A 23,098-nucleotide genomic window follows, 5' to 3' on the forward strand; every position below is an offset into this window, starting at 1 on the left:
GTGTTCACCGCCCCGACCGTCGCGGCACTGGCCGCTTGGATCGATGCGGCCGAGCGCGACGTCCGTCCGCCGCTGCGGCCGCGGACCGCCGGCGCGGCGGTGCCGCTGTCGCTCGCCCAGCAGCGGATGTGGGTGCTGAACCGGCTCGCCCCGGATTCGGCGGCGTATCACGTGCCGGTCGCGTTGCGCCTCACCGGTGCGCTGGACCTCGACGCCCTGCGGGCCGCGCTCGCGGATCTGGTGCGCCGCCACGACATCCTGCGCACCCGTTACCCGGAAGTCCGCACCACCTCCGCCGAACCGGAACCGGTGCAGGAGGTGCTGCCCGCCACGCCGGTCGACGTCGAGGCGATTCCGGTGCGGCGCACCGAGATCGACGAGCGTATCGCCGAGATCGTCGCCGTCGGCTTCGACGTCACGGCCGCCCCGCCGGTGCGGGTGCGTCTGCTGCGGGTGGCCGACGACGAGCACATCCTGGTCGTGGTGGTCCACCACATCAGTGCCGACGGCTACTCGATGGCGCCGCTGACCCGCGACCTGATCGCGGCCTACACCAGCCGCCTGGCCGGAGCCGCGCCCCAGTGGAGTCCGCTGCCCGTCCAGTACGCGGACTACAGCGAATGGATGCGGACCGTGCTCGGCGCCGACACCGACCCGGGCAGCGTGCTGTCCGACCAGCTCGGTTACTGGCGCGACCGGCTGGCCGGCGCCCCCGAGCAGCTGGCGCTGCCCACCGACCGCCCGCGTCCCGCCCGGCGTGCGATGCGCGGCGCGACGGTCGATTTCGCCTTCGACCAGCCGCTGGTCGCGCAGCTTTCCGGTGTCGCGCGAGCACACGGAACGACACTGTTCTCCACGATGCACGCCGCGTTCGCGGTGCTGCTGGCGAAGCTGTCGGGACAGTCCGACATCGTCGTCGGCGCACCGGTGGCCGGGCGCGGGGACCGCGAACTCGACGATCTGGTCGGCATGTTCGTCAACACCGTGGCGCTGCGCACCGAGATCGACGCCCGGACGAGTTTCGCCGAACTGCTGCGGAATGTGCGCGACGGCGACCTGGCGGCGCTCGGCCGCACCGAGGTGCCGTTCGAACGGGTGGTGGAGGCACTCGGCCGTACCCGTACCAGCGCGTATACGCCGATCTTCCAGGTGCTGTTCACCTTCCAGAACCTGCCGGCCACGACGGTCACGCTGCCCGGTCTGCGGGTCGAGACCCTCGAACCGGCATTGCCGGAGGCGAAATTCGATCTGCAGCTGACCGCACTGGAGGAATTCGGCGCGGACGGTGAACTGCACCGGTTGCGGATGCAATTCTGCTATCCCACCGACATCTTCGACGAGCGCACGGTGCGATTGTTCGCCGAACGACTACAGCTGATCGTGCGGACGGTGGCGGCGGATCCGTCGATCACCGTGCGCGCGATCGACATTCGCACCGCCGAGGAACGCGATCGCCGCACCGGCCGCGCGGCGTCCACCCGGCTGCCCGGCGATCTGGTCGATCTCATCGCCGCCGCCGCCGGAACCGCACCCGATTCGCTGGCCGTCGAATTCGGCGGTCGTGGAATCGGATTCGCGGAACTGCACCACAAGGTGGTCACCGTCGGCCGGGCCATGGGCGCGAGCGCCACGCCCGACGCGCTGATCAATGTCGCGCTGGCCGGATTGCTGCCCGGCGTTCTCGCCGCCGGCGCCGGCGGACTCACCACGATGCTCGAGGCCCTGCATCTGCGCGCACAGGGCGTGCTCACCACGGAAGGAACCCACTGATGACGCATGCAGAGTCGGTTACACCCGTCCGGTCCACCGAGCACCCCGCGCTGCGCGGCGCCTACGGCATCGCGGATCTGCCGTATCTGATCGAGGTCGTCGCCGACCTGGAACCGCAGCGCGTCGCCGTCCGCCACGAGGACATCGCGCTCACCTATGCCGAGCTGGGCGCGGAGCTGACCACGCTGGCCGCGGCGATGGGTGACGCGCTGACCCCCGATGCGCTGGTGCAGGTGGTCGTCTCGGGCCGGCTGCCGGCGCTGCTGGAATCGGGGGACGGCGCGCTCGCCGCCGCCGTCTCCGATCTGCTCGACGACGCGCTCACCGCGGCCGCGGACGTGCTCGAACCCGGCCTGGCTCCCGCCGATACGCTCGCCACGCTGTTCGCCGAACAGGTGGTGCGCACGCCGGGTCTGGTCGCGGTGGAATTCGACGGCCGAACGCTGACCTACGCCGAACTCGACGCACGAGCGAACGCGCTGGCGTGGCAGCTCGTCCGGCTGGGAGTGGGCCCGGATGCGCGGGTGGGCCTGTCGATGCGCCGATCGCTCGAACTGGTGATCGGCATGTACGCGATCCACAAGGCCGGCGGCGCTTACGTGCCGATCGACCCGGAGCATCCCGCCGATCGCATCGCGTACGTGCTGGAGATCGCCGCGCCCGTCGTGGTACTCACCCATGCCGGAAGTCCCGCGTTCGACGGTGTGCCGGTGCTGCGGGTGGACGAATTCGATTGGGAGACGGGCGATCGGTCTCCCGTGCTGGAGTCCGAGGAAGTGGTGCCGGCGCGCCCGGACAACACCGCCTACGTCATCTTCACCTCCGGCTCGACCGGGCGGCCCAAGGGAGTCGCGGTCTCGCACCGCGCCATCGTGGCGAATCTGCGCTGGCGTCAGCGCTGCTACCGCATGCACGCCGCGGATGTGGTGCTGCAGAAGACGCCGTTCACCTTCGACGTGTCGGTATGGGAGTTCTTCTGGCCCTTGCAGATCGGCGCCCGGCTGGTGCTCGCCGCACCGGACGGCCACCGCGATCCGGCCTATCTGATCCGGACCGTCGCAGCCAAGCACATCACCATCGCGCATTTCGTGCCGTCCATGCTGGCGGTGTTCGCCGCCGCGGTCGCGGATGCGCAGGCGACGAGCGATATCGACTCCCTGCGTGCGGTCTTCGCCTCCGGTGAGGCGCTACCCGCCGCGACCGGCGCCGCCTTCCGCGATGTGAGCGGCGCGAGCCTGCACAATCTGTACGGCCCGACCGAGGCCGCGGTCGACGTGACCGCGCACGAGGTGACCGCGGCCGATACGGTCTCGGTTCCGATCGGCGCGGCGGCCGACGACACCGACCTGCACGTCCTGGACGACAACCTGCAACCCGTCCCGGACGGTGTGGTGGGCGAGCTGTATCTGTCCGGTGTGCAGCTGGCCCGCGGCTACCTCGGCCGCGCGGCCCTGACCGCCGAGAGGTTCGTCGCCAGCCCGCACGGCGCCCCGGGCGACCGCATGTACCGCACCGGCGATCTGGTGCGCTGGAACAGCGGGATCGACGGCGGCCCGCGCGAACTGGAATATCTGGGCCGCAGCGACTTCCAGGTGAAGCTGCGCGGTCTGCGGATCGAACTGGGTGAGGTCGAGGCGGCGCTGCTGGCGCACGAATCGGTCGCACAGGCCGCGGTGGTGCTGTACCGGCACAGCACGGGCGACCACCTGATCGGCTACGTCGTGACGGCCGGCGGATGCGAGCTCGATTCCGGCGCGATTCTCGGCGACGCCGCGCGGCGGCTGCCGGAATACATGGTGCCGACCCTGCTCGTCGGCATGGACCGCATGCCGGTCAACGCCAACGGCAAGTTGGACCGCAAGGCGCTGCCCGAGCCTGAATTCGACAGTGCCGCAAGCGAATTCCGTGCACCCGAGACGCCGGGCGAGCGAGCGGTCGCGGAGATCTTCGCCGACCTGCTCGGTATCGACGCGGTGGGCGCCGACGACGACTTCTTCGCCCGCGGCGGCAATTCGCTGCTGGCCACGCGCGCGATCGCGCGTATCTCGGCCGCGCTGGACATCGCGGTCGACGTGCGGGACTTCTTCGACCGCCCCACTCCGGCCGGCCTCGCCGCCCTGGCCACCACCACCCGCGTGCGGCCGCCGCTGGTCGCCGGTCCGCGTCCGGAGGCGGTCCCGCTGTCGGCGGCGCAGCGCCGCATGTGGTTCCTGAACCGCTTGGCCAACAGCGACGCCACCGGAAATTCCGCGGCCGCGGTGGACAACATTCCGGTCGCGCTGCGCCTGCGGGGCCGGTTGGACACGGCGGCACTGCGTGCGGCCGTCGCCGACGTGACCGCGCGCCACGAGGTGCTGCGCACGGTGTACCCGCAAACCGCCGCGGGGGCCGTGCAGGTCGTCCGGCCCGCCGCCGAGCCGGACCTGACGCCGGTCGAGGTCGCCGAGGCCGATCTGGTCGCCGCGGTGCGCGAGGTCGCCGCCACCGGTTTCGACGTCGCCGCCGAGATTCCGGTACGGGTCCGGTTGCTGCGTACCGGCGCCGACGATCACACCCTGGTGCTGGTGGTCCATCACATCGCCGCCGACGGGGTGTCGATGGGACCGCTGCTGCGCGACCTGATCCAGGCCTACACCGCCCGCAGCCGCGGCACCGCCCCGAACTGGACGCCGCTGCCGCTGCACTATGCCGACTACACGCTGTGGCAGCAGCGAGTGCTCGGCGACGACACCGATCCGGACTCCGAGGCGGCCCGGCAGCTGAGCTTCTGGCAGCGCGAATTGGCCGAGCTCCCGGCGCAATTGGATCTGCCCGCCGATCGGCCGCGCCCCGCCGCGGCCTCGTACCGGGGCGCGACCGTCGAATTCACCATCGACGCCGGCCTGCGCGCGGCGATCGACGAGTTGGCCGAGCAGCTGCGGGCCACGCCGTTCATGGTGCTGCACGCGGCGCTGTCGCTGCTGCTCGCCCGGTTGTCCGGGACGAGCGATATCGCGATCGGCACGCCCGTCGCGGGCCGCGGCGAGCGCGCACTCGACGATCTGGTCGGCATGTTCGTCAACACCCTGGTCCTGCGGACCCGGGTGTCCGGCGATGCCGATTTCGCCGACCTGGTCCGCCGCACCCGCGCGGTCGACCTCGATGCCTTCGCCCATGCCGAGATTCCGTTCGAACGCCTGGTGGAGGTGCTGAATCCGGCGCGTTCGCAGGCACGGCATCCGCTGTTCCAGGTCGGCCTGTTCATGCAGAACATCGGAGTCGGCGCGCCGGAACTGCCGGGTCTCGACTGCGAGCTCGTGGATTTCGATCCGGGCTTCGCGAAATTCGACCTCCAGCTCACCATTTCCACCCCGCCCGCCGCCGACGGCGGATACCGCGCCGAATTCACCTACGCCACCGACCTTTTCGACGCGCCCACGGTCGAGGAATTCGCCGCGAAATTCCTGCGCCTGCTCGGCGGCGCCACCGCCGACCCGCAGCTGCCGGTCGGCGATCTGGAACTGCTCGACGCCGGCGAACTCGACTATGTGACCTCCAGCTGGAATGCCAGCGGCCACAAGGTGTTCGGCCACTTCCTGCACGAGGGTTTCGATCGGCAGTCGCGCCGCACGCCGAACAACCGCGCACTCGTGTTCGAGGGCACCGAGCTCACCTACGGTGAGATGTCGGAGCGGGTGAACCGGCTCGCGCGCAAGCTGATCGCATCCGGCGTCGGTCCGGAGACGCTGGTGGTCCTGGCCATGCCGCGATCGATCGAACTGGTGCTCGGCATGTACGCGGTGCTGTACGCGGGCGGCGCCTACGTTCCGGTCGACCCGTCCCATCCGGCCGAGCGCATCGGCCACATCATCGCCACCGCGCGACCGCACACCGTGCTGACCACGCGGGCCGCCGGCTTCGCACTACCGCCGGCGACCGCCGATACGGTCGCCGTGCACCACCTCGACGAGCTGGACGTCAGCCACTACTCCGCGGCCAAGATCGGCGACCGGGAGCGCAACGGCACGCTACATCCGGACCATCCGGCCTACGTGCTGTTCACCTCCGGCTCGACCGGGCGGCCCAAGGGTGTCGCGGTCAGCCATCGCGCCATCGCCAATCAGCTCGAATGGATGCATGCCGAGTACGGGGTGCGCGCCGCCGACATCTACCTGCAGAAGACCGCGACCACCTTCGACGTCTCGCTGTGGGGCTATTTCCTTCCGCTGCGCGCGGGCGCCACCCTGATCGTGGCCACCCCCGACGGTCACCGCGACGCCCGCTATCTCGCCGAAACCATTGCCGCGCAGCGAGTGACGCTGACCGACTTCGTCCCCTCGATGCTCACCGTCTTCCTCAACCACGCCGAGGCGGACGAACTCACCACCCTGCGCGCGGCCTTCGTGGTCGGTGAGGCGCTGCCCGCGGAAACCGCGGCGCTGTTCGCCGAGAAGTGCGGCGGCGCCCTGCACAATATGTACGGCCCGACCGAGGCGGCGGTGTCGATCACCTGCCACGAGGTCACCGCCGACGATGTGCGCAGTGTGCCGATCGGCGAGCCGGAATGGAATTCCCAGGTCTTCGTGCTGGACTCCCGGCTGCATCCGGTGCCGATCGGCGTGCCGGGCGAGCTGTACCTGGCCGGTTCTCAGCTCGCCCGTGGCTACTGCGGGCGCGCCGATCTGACCGCGGACCGCTTCGTCGCCAATCCTTTCGGTTTCGGCGGCGAACGGATGTATCGCACCGGCGATCTGGTGCGCTGGACTCCCGAGGGCGAGCTCGACTATCTGGGCCGCATCGACTTCCAGGTGAAATTCCGCGGCCAGCGCATCGAACTGCCGGAGATCGAGACCGCGCTGCTGGCCGCACCGGGGGTGGGCCAGGCCGCGGTGCGCCTGGTCACCGGCGAGAGCGGCGACTACCTCGCCGGATACGTGATCCGCACGCCGGGCGCCGAACTCGATGTGCGGGCCGTGCGGGAGGGGCTCGGCGCGGTGCTGCCCGCGTACATGATCCCCACCGCCGTCGTCGAACTGGCGGAATTCCCGCTCAACAGCAGCGGCAAATTGGATCGCGCGGCTTTACCGCTGCCCGTACTGGCCGCCGCGGAATTCGATGCTCCGCGCACTCCGCTGGAGGAGCGGGTGGCCGAGGTGTTCGCCGACGTCCTCGGGCTGGAGCGGGTCGGCCGCGACGACGACTTCTTCGCCCTCGGCGGCAGCTCGCTCGACGCCACCCAGGTCAGTGCCCGCGTCGGCCGGATCGTGGATGCCCGGGTGCCGGTGCGCACCCTGTTCGAGGCCTCGACCGTGGCCGCGTTCGCGGCCGCCGCCGGCGGCGAGGTGGCCGAGCGCCCGCGGCCGGCACTGGTGAAACAAGCACGGCCGCAGCGCATTCCGCTCTCGCCGGCGCAGCAGCGGATGTGGTTCCTCAACCGGTTCGATCCCGACTCGGGTGTTCACAACATTCCGGTCGCGGTGCGGCTGAGCGGGGCACTGGACGTCGCGGCGCTGGCCGCCGCCGTCGCGGATGTGGTGGAACGCCACGAGACCCTGCGCACCCGCTATCCCGAATACGAGGACGGTCCCGCCCAGGAGGTGCTGTCCGCCGCCGACGTGCGCGTGGACCTGACGCCGGTCGGCGTCCCGGCGACGGAGATCGCGGGCCGGATCGCGGAGCTCACGGCGCGAGGCTTCGACGTGACCACCGCACCACCACTGCGAATCGCATTGCTGCGCAAAGACTTCGGTGACAGCGGCGCTGCCGTCTCCGAAAACGTCGAGCCCGAGCACATCCTCGTCTTCGTGGCGCACCACATCGCGGCCGACGGCTGGTCGATCGCCCCGCTGACCCGCGACCTCATGACCGCCTACGCCCACCGCGCGGCCGGAACCGCACCGCAGTGGGAGCCGCTGCCCGTGCAGTACGCCGACTTCAGCATCTGGCAGCACGCGGTGCTGGGCTCGGAATCCGATCCGGACAGTGTCCTCAGCGCCCAGGCGGCCTACTGGCGCGCGACCCTCGCCGGACTGGCCGACGAGCTGAACCTGCCCACCGACCGGCCGCGCCCGATGCGCCCCTCCTACGCCGGGGGCCGGGTGCGTTTCGCCGTCGGCGGCGATATCCGCGACGCGCTGCGCGAACTCGCCCAGCGGCGACAGGCCACCACCTTCATGGCCGTGCATACCGCGCTGGCGATCTTCGTGGCCCGCATGGCCGGCACCGACGATGTGGCGATCGGCTCGCCGATCGCCGGGCGCGGCGAGCGCGAACTCGACGATCTGATCGGCATGTTCGTCAACACCGTGGTGTTGCGGACCGCGGTGCCCGGCGGCGCGAGCTTCACCGAACTCCTGGATCGCACCCGCGACGCCGACCTGCGTGCCTTCGCGCACGCCGACCTGCCGTTCGAGCGTCTGGTGGAACTGCTCGATCCGGAACGGTCGACCGCGCGGCATCCGCTGTTCCAGGTGGCGCTGGCCTTCGAGAATCTGCCCACCGGCGAGCTGGAGCTGCCGGGGTTGCGGGCCGGAACGGTCGAGCAGGCCGCCGATACCGCGAAATTCGATCTGGCCCTGAACATCCGCGAGACTCCCGACGGCATGGCCGCGGAGTTCGCGTATGCCCGAGACCTTTTCGACCACGCCACGATCGAGGGTTTCGCGAGCCGTTTCCTCGGACTGCTGCGGCAGCTGGTCGCCGAGCCCAAGGCCGCGGTCGGTGACATGTCGCTGCTCAGCGCCGACGAATACGTCCGGCTGACCCGGGTGCGCCCCGACGAGGCGATGGCGACCGCGCTGCTGCCGGAACTGCTGACCGCCGGACTGAGCCTGGGCCGCGACCGGATCGCGGTGCGCTACGAGGGACGGTCGATCACCTACGGCGACCTCGACGACTACTCCTCCAGGCTGGCCCGCCGCCTGATCGCGGCCGGCGTCGGCCCGGAACACCTGGTGGCCGTGGCGCTTCCGCGGTCGTTCGAGATGGTCGCCGCGGCCGTCGCGGTGGCCAAGGCCGGCGGCGCCCACCTCCCGGTCGACCCCACCTATCCCGCGGAACGGGTGCGGTACATGGTCACCGACTCGGCGGCCCGGGTCGGCATCACGGTCGCCGCCTACGCCGACGCCCTCCCCGAGGACGTGCGCTGGCTGGTCCTCGACGCGCCCGCGACCGAGGCCGAACTCGCCGCCCTGCCCGCCGATCCGATCGGCGACGCCGACCGGATCGCCACGCTGCGGATGTCGCATCCGGCGTACGTGATCTACACATCGGGCTCGACGGGCAGGCCCAAGGGCGTCACCGTGACGCACGCGGGCCTGGGCGGGCTGGCCCAGTACGCGATCGAACGGTACGGGTTGCGGCCCGAACACCACATGCTGCACATCTGCTCGCCGAGCTTCGACCCGTCGGTCCTGGAATGGATCTGCGCCTTCGCCACCGGCGCGACGCTGGTGGTCGTGCCGGCGCGCATCATCGGCGGCCCCGAACTGGGCACGCTGCTGCGCACGGAAGCCGTGACGCACGCGATCATCACCCCCGCCGTGCTGGGCACCCTGGACGCGGCGGAACAGCCTCAGCTACAAGTACTTTCGGTCGGCGGCGATGTGACCACCGACGAACTGCTGGCGGCCTGGGAGCCCGGCCGCCGCTATTTCAACGGCTACGGTCCCACCGAAACCACCATCATCTCCTCGTACGCGCGGCTGACCGCCGGACAACCGGTCACCATCGGCACTCCGGTGCACGGTATGTCGGCGCTGGTGCTGGACCGGCGACTGCGGCCCGTGGCGCCCGGTGTGGCCGGTGAGCTGTATCTCGCGGGCGGTGGCCTGGCCCGGGGCTACCGCAACCGAGCGGGAGCGACCGCCGAACGCTTCGTGCCGAACCCGTGGGGTAGGCCGGGCAGCCGGATGTATCGCACCGGCGATGTCGTGCGCTGGCGGGCCGTCGCGCCGACGGTGCGCCAGGCACAGCCGGAATGGGAACTGGAGTACGTCGGGCGCTCGGATTTCCAGGTGAAGATCCGCGGCTTCCGCGTCGAACTCGGCGAGATCGACGCGGTGCTCGGCGCCCACCCCGACGTCGACTACGCGACCACCCTGGGACGCGACCATGACACTCGCGGCACCATGCTGGTGTCCTATGTCCTGCCGAAGCCGGGACGTGCGGTCGATCCCGTCGATCTCACCGATTTCGCGGCCCGCCGGTTGCCCTCGCACATGGTGCCCGCCGCGCTGGTAGTCCTCGACAAGATTCCGCTGACTCCGGTCGGCAAGCTGGACCGCAAGGCGCTGCCCGCACCAGTGTTGGCGCCCACCCGGTACCGCGCACCGGTCGGTGCGGCCGAGGTGCTGGTCGCCGGCACCTTCGCCGCCCTGCTCGGTGTCGAACAGGTGGGTGCGGACGACGACTTCTTCGCCCTGGGCGGCAACTCGCTCATCGCCACGCAGCTCGCCGCCCGCCTGAACAAGGCCACCGCCGACGCGGTGCCGGTCCGCGCGGTCTTCGACGCACCGACCGTGCGGGCGCTGGCCACCCGGATCACGCTGTCGGACAAGGGTTCCGGTGCCGACGGGCCGATCGCCGTCGATCCGCGCCCGGAAATCGTCCCGCTGTCGATCGCCCAGCAGCGCATGTGGATGCTCAACCGCCTGGACACCGGCGGCGGCAGCTACAACATCGCGTTCGCACTGCGGCTCACCGGCAATCTGCACATCGCCGCGTTGCGCGCCGCGATCGCCGATGTGGTGGAGCGGCACGAAACCCTGCGTACCCGCTACCCCGAGCGGGACGGAGTGGCGACCCAATGCGTCGTACCCGCCGCCGTACCGGATCTCGCGCTCACCGATGTCGATGCCACCGAGGTCGCCGCCATGGCGGAAAGCTTGGCGCACAGTCGTTTCGACGTCGCGGACGAGGTTCCCGTGCGCATCCGGCTGTTGCGGGTGCGCCGCGCGCCCGACGCCGAACGCGCCGAACAGACCCATGTCCTGCTGTTCGTCGTCCATCACATCGCGGCAGACGGCTGGTCCTTCGCCCCGCTGACCCGGGACCTCGCCGTCGCCTATCAGGCCCGCACCGCGGGGGCCGCGCCGCAGTGGTCGCCGCTGCCGATCCAGTACGCCGATTACGCCCTGTGGCAGCAGCGCACCCTCGGTGCGGTCACCGACCCCGAATCGGAATCCGCTCGGCAGCTGGAATTCTGGCGTGCGCAATTGTCCGGCGCGCCGGAGCTGTCCGCGCTGCCGACCGACCGACCGCGCCCGGCGATCGCCTCCCAGCGCGGCGGCGCCCGCACCGCACGGCTGAATGCCGCACTGCATCAGCGCGTCCACGACCTGGCGGCGGCACACCGGGTGACACCGTTCATGGTGCTGCACGCCGCCCTGTCGGTACTGCTGGCCCGCTTCGGCGGCAGCGACGACATCGTGATCGGCGCTCCGGTCGCCGGCCGTGGTGATCAGGCGCTCGACGATCTGGTCGGCATGTTCGTCAACACGCTGGTACTGCGCACCCCGGTGCACGGCGAGGACAGCCTCGTCGAACATCTGGACCATGTGCGGGCCGTCGACCTCGCCGCCTTCGACCATGCGACGGTGCCGTTCGAACAGCTCGTCGAAACCCTCAATCCGACTCGCTCCCGGGCACATTCGCCGCTGTACCAGGTGTCGTTGACACTGCAGAACCAGACCCGCGCGCAGCTGCGGCTCGAGGGCCTGGAGATCGCGGCGGTCGAGCCGGCGGCGGCGCCCATCCAGGTCGACCAGCACTGGACCGCGAACGAGACCTACGCCGCGGACGGTACGGCCGCGGGTATCGATCTGCACGTGCACTATGCCGCCGACCTCTTCGACCCGGAGACCGTCGCGGCGCTGCTCGACGGATTCGAACGCATCGTGGCGGCGATGACGGCCGAGGGCACCACCCGGGTCGCCGACGTCGAACTGTTGTCGCCGGCCGAACGCGACCGGCTGATCGGCGGGCACAACGCCACCGGCTACCCGGTCGAACCGCGCACCCTGCCCGAACTTCTCGCCGCCCGGCCGCAGCGCCCGGCAGCGCAGGCGGTGACCTTCGAGGGCACCAGTCTGTCCTATCGGGAATTCGACCGGCGCGTGCATCGGCTGGCGCGCTACCTCATCGCCCGCGGCGTCGGTCCGGAAACGACTGTGGCCGTGCGGATTCCGCGATCGCTGGAGCTGGTCGTCGCCATTCACGCGATCGTCGCGGCCGGGGCGGCCTACGTGCCGCTGGATCCCGACCATCCCGTCGACCGCGTGCGCTACGTCCTCGACACCGCGCGGCCCGCCTGTGTGCTGACCACGACCGACGATTCCGTCCTACCGGCCGGTGTGGACGTGGTGCGGCTGGACCGGCTGGACCTGTCCGGCTGTGCCGACGACGCGGTGACCGATGCCGACCGGGTGTCGCCGCTGCGGTCGGAGCATGTGGCGTATGTGATTTTCACGTCGGGTTCGACGGGTCGTCCGAAGGGTGTGGCGGTGAGTCACGGGGCGATCGTGAATCGTCTGGTGTGGATGCAGTCCGAGTACGGACTCGGTGTGGATGATGTGGTGTTGCAGAAGACTCCGGCGACGTTCGATGTGTCGGTGTGGGAGTTCTTCTGGCCGTTGCAGGTGGGTGCGCGGTTGGTGGTGGCGCGTCCGGACGGGCACCGCGATCCGGCCTACCTCGCGCGGTTGATGGACGAGGAGGCGGTGACGACGGCGCATTTCGTCCCGTCGATGCTGGCCGTCTTCGCCGGCTCGGTGGCGACGGCGCCGGCGTCGTTGCGTCGCGTGTTCACTTCGGGTGAGGCGTTGGCGGTGGATACGGCCGTGCGCTGGCGCGAGCTGGGTGGTGCGCCGCTGCACAACTTGTACGGTCCGACCGAGGCCGCGGTGGATGTCACCTTCCACGAGGTGAGCGAAGCCGATACCGTGACGGTACCGATCGGCCGTCCGGTGGCCAATACCCGTGTCTACGTGCTCGATTCGACGCTGCGACCGGTACCCGTCGGCGTCACCGGCGAGCTCTATCTGGCGGGCGATCAGCTCGCGCGCGGTTATGTCGGCCGCTGCGAACTGACCGCCGACCGCTTCGTCGCCGACCCGTTCGCTGTATCCGACGGGGCCACTCCCGAGGGCCCTGCGGGGTCACGCTCCGCTACCGCCTCCGGGCCCGCCGGTCGTGCCCCGGCCGGAGCCCGGATGTATCGCACCGGCGACCTGGTGCGCTGGAACCGCACCGGTGAACTGGAATATCTGGGCCGCAACGACTTCCAGGTGAAGCTGCGCGGGCTGCGCATCGAACTCGGTGAGATCGAGGCCGCGCTGACCGCGCAGGCCGACATCGCCCAGGCGGCCGTGGTGGTCGCTGGAGCGGGGGAGCGGGCGCGGCTGCACGCCTATGTCGTGCCCGCCGCGGGCGCTGCCGTCGATTCCGGCGCCGTGCTGACCGCCGCGGGCGTCGCCCTGCCCGCATATATGGTCCCGGCCGGCGTCACGGTGCTGGCGCACCTGCCGGTCAATTCCTCCGGCAAGCTCGACCGCGCCGCCTTGCCGGCCGTCGATCCCGGGGAGAAGTCCGGCTACCGCGCCCCGGCCGAAGGGGCCGAGGCCGTGGTCGCCGCCGTGATGGCCGAATTGCTGGGCCTCGATTCGCCGGGTGCCGGACCCTTCGGCGCCGACGACGACTTCTTCGCCGCCGGCGGTAACTCCCTGCTCGCCATGCGTGTGGTCGCGCGGGTCAATGCCGCCCTGGGATGCGATCTCAACGTCGCGGAAATCTTCGGCGCACCCACCGCCGCCCTGCTGGCCCGCCTCGTCCGGGACGCACCCGACGCGACCGTCCCGGCCCTGACGGCGGGGCCGCGACCGGATCGAATTCCGTTGTCGCTGGCGCAAACTCGTATCTGGCTGTTGAACCGCATCGAACCGGATTCGGCGATGTACAACATCCCGTTCGCGTTGCGCCTGCGCGGTGATCTGGACGAATTCGCCCTCTCCGAGGCGGTCGCCGATGTGTTGACGCGGCACGAATCGCTGCGCACCACCTTCCCCGAGGACGCCGAGGGCCCGCGCCAGCACATTCGCGCGGTCGAGGACTGCGCCGCGACCGCGCTCACGCTGCACGCCGTGAACACCGGTGAGGTGGATGCCGAACTCGCCGCGGCGGCGGCGCGCGGCTTCGACCTGCGGCACGAACTTCCGTTGCGCATCAGCGCTTTCCGGGTCGCGCCGGACGAACACATCCTGCTCGTGGTCGTGCACCACATCGCGGCCGACGGCATCTCCACCGCGCCGCTGGCCCGCGACCTGGTGACCGCCTACGCCGCGCGCCGTGCCGCGGCGGTCCCCGACTGGCAGCCGCTGCCGGTGCAGTACGCCGATTTCGCGCTGTGGCAGCACGCCGTGCTGGGGCGCGCCGACGATCCCGAATCCCGCCTGTCCCGCCAGATCGACTTCTGGCGCACCGAGCTGGCCGACCTGCCCGCCGTCGTCGACCTGCCCGGCGATCGGCCGCGGCCGGCGGTGGCGTCGGGCGCGGGTGCGGCGATCGAATTCCGCATTCCGGCCGAGCTGACCGCCGCTGTCGAGACCATGGCCCGCCGCGCGGGCGTGTCGACCTTCATGGTGCTGCACGCGGCCTACGCCACCCTGCTCGCCACCCTGTCCGGCACCGACGACCTGGCCATCGGCACCCCGGTCGCGGGCCGATCGGTGCAGGCACTCGACGATCTGGTCGGCATGTTCGTCAACACGCTGGTGCTGCGCACCCGGATCGGCGCCCATGAGCGGTTCGCCGAGCTGCTCACCCGGGTCCGAGACGCCGACGTGCGGGCATTCGCGCACGCCGACCTGCCGTTCGACCGGCTGGTCGAAGAGGTGAATCCCGAACGCTCCCAGGCGTATGCGCCGATCGTGCAGGTGTTGCTGTCGTTCGAGCAGCGCTCCGGCACCGACCTGCGGCTGCCCGGGCTGGAGGTGACGGATTACCCGCTCGCCAACCCGGTGGCGCAATTCGATCTCGCGCTGTCGCTGGCCGAGGTCGACGGTCCGCAGGGGCGAGAACTGCAGGCGGTGCTGCGATACGCCACCGATCTGTTCGACGCGTCGACGGTATCCGCCTTCGGGCGCCGGCTGCTGCGCGTGCTCACCGCGGTGACCGCGGACCCCGACGTCCGCATCCGGGACATCGACCTGCTGGAACTGTCCGAACGGTTGCAGGTCCTCGACATCTGGAATGCGACCACAGTCGAAATCGACCGCACCGCAACACTTCCCGTGCTGTTCGACGTCCAGGCCGCGCGCACGCCGAAGGCCCCCGCGATCACCTACGCGGAGACGACGCTGACCTATGCCGAATTCGGCGCTCGCGTGAACCGGCTCGCCCGCCACCTGATCGCGGAGGGGGTGGGCCCCGGATCCCTGGTGGCGCTGCATATGCGCCGTTCGCTGGAACTCGTGGTCGGTATGTACGCGACCGTCGCCGCGGGGGCCGGATACGTGCCGCTGGACCCCGACCATCCCGCCGAACGCATCCGCTACGTCCTGGAGACCGCGCGACCGGCCTGTGTGCTCGCCACCACCGATGTGCCGGTGCGGGCGGAGTCGGCGCCGCCCGTGCTCGACCTCGATCGGCTGGACGTGTCCGGCTATGCCGACGGTCCCCTGACGACTGTGGATCGGCGGGGCAGGCTGCGGCCGGAGCATGTGGCGTATGTGATTTTCACGTCGGGTTCGACGGGTCGTCCGAAGGGTGTGGCGGTGAGTCACGGGGCGATCGTGAATCGTCTGGTGTGGATGCAGTCCGAGTACGGGTTGGGTTCGGATGATGTGGTGTTGCAGAAGACTCCGGCGACGTTCGATGTGTCGGTGTGGGAGTTCTTCTGGCCGTTGCAGGTGGGTGCGCGGTTGGTGGTGGCGCGTCCGGACGGGCACCGCGACCCCGCCTACCTCGCGCACTTGATGAGTGCGGAAACGATCACGACCGCGCACTTCGTGCCCTCGATGCTGGATGTTTTCGTCGACGCACTGGCCGATACCTCCGCGATGGCTCCCGCGAACCTGCGCCGCGTGTTCACTTCGGGTGAGGCGCTGGCGGTGGATACGGCCGTGCGCTGGCGCGAGCTGGGTGGTGCGCCGCTGCACAACTTGTACGGTCCGACCGAGGCCGCGGTGGATGTCACCTTCCACGAGGTGAGCGAAGCCGATACCGTGACGGTACCGATCGGCCGTCCGGTGGCCAATACCCGTGTCTACGTGCTCGATTCGACGCTGCGACCGGTACCCGTCGGCGTGGCGGGTGAGTTGTACCTCGCCGGAACGCAATTGGCCGAGGGGTATATCGCCCGGTCCGGCCTGACCGCCGACCGCTTCGTCGCCGACCCGTTCCGCGCCGGCGAACGCATGTATCGCACCGGCGATATCGCGCGCTGGCAGGCCACCGGCGAACTGGAATACGTGGGCCGCGCCGATTTCCAGGTGAAGGTGCGTGGCCTGCGCATCGAACTCGGCGAAATAGAAAGCGCCCTGCGCGAATCCGAGGGCGTCGCCCAGGCCGTGGCGGTGGTGCGCGACGACCGCGACACCGGCGATCGGATCGTCGCCTACGTGGTCGCCGCATCCGGCCGTGACCTCGACGCCGACCGGCTGCGTGCCGACTGTGCCCGGCGGCTGCCCGAATACATGGTCCCCGCGGTGATCATGGTCATAAACGCGCTGCCACTCAACGCGTCGGGCAAATTGGACCGGAAAGCATTGCCGGAACCCGTTTTCCGGGCACGTGTCTTCCGCGCTCCCGGTACGCGGGCCGAACTCGCCGTCGCCGCGGTCTACGCGGAACTGCTCGGGCTGGACCGCGTCGGACTCGACGACGACTTCTTCGCCCTCGGCGGCAATTCGCTGACCGCCACCCGGGTCGCCGCCCGGCTGGGCGCCGAACTCGATGCCGAACTGCCGGTGCGCCTGATCTTCGACGCTCCGGCCGTCGGTGAATTGGCCGCCCGCGCCGCGGAATTCGCGGGCCGCGGCGCCGCCGTGCCGCTGATCGCGCGCCCGCGTCCGGATCTGGTGCCGCTCTCGCCCGCGCAGCAGCGCATGTGGTTCCTCAACCGGTTCGACCCCGGGCAGAGCGTGCACAACATCCCCGTCGCGCTGCGCCTCACCGGTGCGCTCGATACGGCGGCCCTGGAATCCGCGCTCGCCGACATCGTCGCGCGGCACGAACCGCTGCGCACGGTGTATCCGGACATCGGCGGCATCGGCTATCAGCAGATCCGGCCCGCCGACCACGTACCGGTGCTGTCGCGGCTGCACGGGGACGACATCGCCACGGCGATCGGCACATTCATCGCCGAACCGTTCGATGTGACCACCGAGGTTCCGCTGCGCGTGGCCCTGCTGCCCGTGCGGTCGGAAAGCAGTGCGCCCGAACATATTCTGGTCCTCGTCGTCCACCACATCGCCGCGGACGGCTTCTCGATGGGACCGCTGGCTCGCGATATCGCCACGGCGTACGCGGCCCGCAGCACCGGCACCACCCCGCAGTGGCACGAGCTGGCGATCCAGTACGCCGACTACGCGCTGTGGCAGCGCGAGGTGCTCGGCGCGGAATCCGATCCGGGGTCCTCGGCCGCGCGCCAACTGCAGTTCTGGCGCGATCGGTTGCGCGGACTCCCGGCCCGGCTGGACCTGCCCACGGACCGGCCGCGCCCGGCGGTCGCCGGTCATACCGCCGCCACGGTCACCGTCGACTTCGACGCGCGACTGCGAACCGGCGTGGACGAACTGGCCGGGCGCTACGAGAGCACGCCGTTCATGGTGGTGCACGCCGCGCTGGCAGTACTGCTCGCCCGGATGTCGGGCACCGGCGATATCGCCATCGGCGCACCGGTCGCCGGGCGCGGTGCGGCGGTCCTCGACGATCTGGTCGGCATGTTCGTCAACACCCTCGTACTGCGCGCCGAGATCCAGCCGGCCCAGCCGTTCTCGGCCGTGCTGCGGCAGGTGCGCGAGGGTGATCTCGCCGCCTTCGCCCACGCCGACATCCCGTTCGAGCGCCTCGTCGAGGTGCTCGACCCGCCGCGTTCGCAAGCCCACCATCCGCTGTTCCAGGTGGCGTTGTTCTTCCAGAACCTGAACCCGGTGACCGTCGAGCTGGGTGAGCTGAACGTCGGTGAGGTGCGCCTCGACACCGCGGTGAATCCGTTCGACCTGCAGGTCACCGTCACCGAACGCGAGATCGGGTTCACCTATGCGACAGAACTCTTCGATGCCGCGACGGTCGAGAGCCTAGCCGCGCGGTTCCTGCGGGTGATCGAATCGGTTGTCGCCGATCCGCAGCGCGTCGTCGGCGATATCGACCTGTTCGCCGCCGGTGAGCGCGAGCGCGTCCTCACCGAGTGGAACGACTCGGCGCATATCGGTTTCGGGGCGGAGCTGCTGCTCGACGAATTCGAAGCGCAGGCCGCGACCGCGCCGCAGCTGCCCGCCGTGCGCTACGTCCCGGACGACGGCTCGGCGCCGACCGTCCTGACCTACGGTGAACTCGACAGCCGGAGCAACCGCCTCGCGCGCCACCTCATCGCCGCCGGGGTCGGCCCGGAATCGCTGGTCGCCCTGTCGATCCGGCGCTCACCGGCGTTGGTGGTGGCGATGTACGCCGTGCTCAAGGCCGGCGGTGCGTACGTCCCGATCGATCCCGACCATCCGGCCCAGCGCATCGCGCACATCCTGGATACGGCCCGGCCCGCGGTGCTGCTCACCACCACCGGCGCCGAGGTGGACTTCGAGGGCCCGACCGTCGCGCTCGATACCGTCGCGCTCGACGCCTACCGCGACGATCCGATCGCGGTGAACGAACGCCACAGCCCGATGTACGCGCACCATCCGGCCTACGTGCTCTTCACCTCCGGTTCCACCGGAAAGCCCAAGGGCGTCACCGTTACCCACGTGGCGATCGTCAATCAGATGACGTGGATGCAGGCCGAATACCGGCTCACCGCCGCGGACGTGTACCTGCAGAAGACCGCGACCACCTTCGACGTCTCGCTGTGGGGCTACTTCCTGCCGTTGCGGATCGGCGCCACCCTGGTGCTCGCAGCCCCGGACGGCCACCGCGATCCGGGCTATCTCGCCGACACCATCGCCGAATACGGCGTCACCGTCACCGATTTCGTGCCCTCGATGCTCAGCGTCTTCGCCGCCCAGGCCGCTCCGGCGCAGGTGCGGTCGCTGCGGCAGGTGTTCGTCATCGGTGAGGCGCTGCCCGCCGAGACGGTGCGGGCGTTCGGTGCGATCAGCCCGGCGCGGCTGCACAACCTGTACGGGCCCACCGAGGCGGCCGTCTCCATCACCTACCGCGATGTCACCGGCGTGACCGACCGCCCGGCCCTGCCGATCGGCCGGCCCGAATGGAACAGCCGCGTCTACGTGCTGGATTCCCGGCTGCAGCCGACCCCACCCGGCGTCGCGGGCGAGTTGTACCTGGCCGGGACCCAGTTGGCGCGCGGCTACTACGGCCGCGCCGACCTCACCGCCGACCGATTCGTGGCCGACCCGTTCGCTGTATCCGATGGGGGCGCTCCCGAGGGCCCTGCGGGGGGCGCTCCCGAGACCGGTTCCCGCATGTACCGCACCGGCGATCTGGTGCGCTGGGACGTCAGCGGTGACACACCCGAGCTGATCTACCTCGGCCGCACCGACTTCCAGGTGAAATTCCGCGGCCAGCGCATCGAACTCGGTGAGATCGAGGCGGTGCTCGCGGCGGTGCCCGGTGTCGCCGCGGCGGCCGTGCGGATCGTGGCGGCTCCGGGTGGCGACCACCTCATCGGTTTCGTCACCCCGGTCGGCGGATCCGCCGACCCCGGCATCGGTGACCGGGCGCGCGCCGCCGCCGTCGCTCAACTGCCCGGATATATGGTCCCCTCGGCCGTGGTCGCCCTGGACGCGTTCCCGCTCAACGCCTCCGGCAAGCTCGATCGGGGCGCACTGCCCGATGCCGGTGATCCGCGGGTCGCGGCGGTCTTCGGCGGTGACCATTACCGTGAGCCGAGCACGCCCGCCGAGCGGCTGGTCGCCGAGACCTTCGCGCAGGTACTCGGCATCGAACGGGCCGGCGCCGACGACGATTTCTTCGCCCTCGGCGGCAATTCGCTCGTCGCGACCCGGGTACTCGCCCGGCTGGGCGAGCGTCACGGCCGCCGCATTCCGGTCCGGATGCTGTTCGAACACCCGACCGTCGCCGGTCTGGCCGCCGCCATGATCGCCGACACCGACGGCGCCGCAACCGATCTGCTCGGCCCGGTCGCCGCCGAACGCCCCGACGTCGTTCCGCTGGCGCCGGTGCAGCAGGGCATGTGGTTCCTCAACCGCCTGGCCCCGGATTCGGCGGCCGACAACATCGCGGTCGCGGTCCGCATCCTCGGCGATCTCGACGAGGCGACCATGCACGCCGCCTTCACCGATGTGGTCACCCGCCACGAGGCGCTGCGCACCTACTATCCGCTCGACGCCGAGGGCGCGGGCTGCCAGGTGGTCCTGCCACCCGGCCAGGCGCCCATCGAATTCGAGACCCGCGCCGGCGCCGCGGCGCAGCCGATCGCAGACTTCGCCGGACGCGGTTTCGACGTGACCGCCGCACCGCCGGTGCGGGCCCTGCTCATCCGGGAATCCGAGACCAGTCACGTCTTCGTGGTGGTCGTCCATCACATCGCCGCCGACGGCTATTCGCTGAATCCGCTGCTGCGGGATCTGATCGCCGCCTATCTGGCTCGCCGCGCCCGGACCGCGCCGAACTGGCCCGAATTGCCCGTGCAGTATGCGGATTACGCACTGTGGCAACAGGAGTCGCTGGTCGCCGCCGAGGCCGAACACCTGGACTTCTGGACCCGCACGCTGGCGGATCTGCCGGACGAGCTCGCCCTGCCCGTCGATCGGCCGCGCCCGCCCGTGGCCTCGCGCCGTGGTGCGGTCGTGCGCGGTCGCATCGACGGCACCGTCGCCGGTGCGGTCCACCGCCTCGCCAAGGCGCACGGCGCGACCCCGTTCATGGTCTGGCACGCCGCCCTGTCGGTGCTGCTGGGTCGGCTGTCCGGTGGTGACGACGTCGCCGTCGGCACCCCCGTCGCCGGGCGCGGCGCCAGCGCACTGGACGAGCTGGTCGGCATGTTCGTCAACACCCTGACGTTGCGGACGAGGCCCCGGAACGCCGACAGCTTCGATGCGGTACTCGACCACACGCGGGCCGTCGATCTGGCCGCATTCGCCCATGCGGCACTGCCTTTCGATCGCGTGGTCGACGCCCTGGGCGTGACGCGCACGGCCGACCGCAACCCACTGTTCACGGTGTCGCTGAGCTATCTCAACCTCGGCTCGCAGACCCATGCCGTGCCCGGACTGATCCTCGAACCGGTCGAATTCGACCGCCCCGTGGCCAAATTCGACCTGCAGTTCACCGTGTCGGACGAACTCGACGCCGACGGGCATCTGCCGCTCGAACTCACCTACGCCACCGATCTGTACGACCCGGCCACCGCGGCGGGCCTGCTGCGGCGGCTGGGCCGGGTGATCGGTGCGGCCGTCGCCGAACCGCAGCGCGCCGTCGGCGATATCGACCTGCTGTCCCCGGCCGAACACGCGGCCCTGCTCGACGCCCGCCCCACGCCCTTCGTCGCCGCCCGCACCCTGGCGGAGTTCCTGGCCGAGGCGGCCCGGCGCAACCCCACCGGTACCGCGCTGTGCGGCGACGGCCGGGATGTGAGCTACGCGGAACTGGATGCCGAGTCCAGCCGGTTGGCGCGGGTCCTGATCGAATCCGGCGTCGGCGCCGAGGATTTCGTCGCGATCGCGATCACCCGCTCGGTGCGGTGGGTGGTGGCCTGGTGGGCGGTGGCGAAGGCGGGAGCCGCCTTCCTGCCGGTCGACCCGGACTATCCGGCGGAGCGCATCGCGCATATGCTCGCCGATTCCGGTGCGGCCCTGGGCATCACGACCGTCGCCGACGCCGCCGCGCTCCCCGGCACGGTGCGCGCGATCACCGTCGACGCGCCGGATATCGCCGCGCGCCTGCGCACTACCTCCGCCGAGCCGATCGCAGCGCACGAACTGCTGCGCCCGGTCCGGTTGCAGAATCCGGCATGGATGATCTACACCTCCGGCACGACCGGGAAGCCGAAGGGCGTCGTGGTGACGCACGGCGGAATCGGGGCGATCGTGGCCGCGCATCGCCGGCACTATCGGATCGACTCGGGCGCGCGGGTCCTGCACGCCTCCTCGCCGAGCTTCGACGCCTCCATGCTGGAACTGCTGATGGCCTTCGCGGGCTCGGCCACCGCCGTCATCGCGCCGGTCGGCGTCTACGGTGGCGACGAATTGACGGAATTGCTGGCAGCCCAAAGCGTTTCGCACGCCTTCATCACTCCTGCCGTACTGCGGACCCTCGACCCCGCCGCGCTGCCGCGGCTGCGTCGGCTGACGGTCGGTGGTGAGGCCTACGGTCCGGACCTGATGGCCCGCTGGGCCGCGGACCGCGAATTCCACAACACCTACGGCCCGACCGAAACCACCGTCTTCGCGACCGTGAGCGCGGTGAAGCGTCCGGGTGACCCGCTGGATATGGGTGCTCCGATCGCCGGGATGTCGGCGGTGGTACTCGACGGGCGCTTGCGCCCGGTACCGGCCGGCGTCACCGGTGAGCTGTATCTGCGCGGCCCGGGTCTGGCGCGCGGCTACCACGCGCGAGCGGCGCTGACGGCCGAACGTTTCGTCCCCGATCCGCACGGCGCGCCGGGCGAGCGGCTCTACCGCACCGGCGATCTGGTGCGCTGGGTCGCGCGCGGCGAGGAATACGTCGTCGAATATGTGGGCCGCTCGGATCACCAGGTGAAGGTGCGCGGTCTGCGTATCGAACTGGGCGAGATCGACGCGGTGCTCGGCGCGCACGAGTCGGTCGAATTCGCCGCCACCCTGGGACATCTCGACGCCACGGGGGAGACGTCGCTGGTCGCCTATGTGGTCCCCGCGCCCGGGCACACCGTCGACGTGGACGACGTGGTGGCCCATGCCTCCCGCAGCCTCACCGCGTACATGGTTCCGGCCGCGATCATGGTCATCGACCGGATTCCACTGACGCCGACCGGCAAACTGGATCGGAAGGCATTGCCGGAGCCGGTTTTCCGGGTCGCGGAATTCCGTGCCCCGCGCACGGCCGCCGAATCCACGGTCGCCGAGATCGTTGCCGGGGTGCTCGGCCTCGGCGAATCCCGCCGCCTCGGGCTCGACGACGACTTCTTCGCGCTCGGTGGAAACTCCCTCACCGCAACCCGATTGGCCGCGCGGCTCGGCGC

2 protein-coding genes are annotated in these 23,098 nt (G+C 70.6%); both read left to right on the forward strand.

All coding sequences use genetic code 11. The features are described 5' to 3' along the window. A partial coding sequence (locus RJ03_RS03815; protein WP_036498141.1) for a condensation domain-containing protein occupies positions 1-1,770 on the forward strand: 1,770 nt, incomplete at its 5' end. Then, on the forward strand, positions 1,770-23,098 hold a 21,329-nt coding region (locus RJ03_RS03820), incomplete at its 3' end, for a non-ribosomal peptide synthetase (RefSeq protein WP_036498143.1). The genes RJ03_RS03815 and RJ03_RS03820, both read left to right, overlap by 1 nt.

Source organism: Nocardia aobensis NBRC 100429 (assembly GCF_000308375.1).
Classification (GTDB): Bacteria; Actinomycetota; Actinomycetes; order Mycobacteriales; family Mycobacteriaceae; genus Nocardia; species Nocardia aobensis.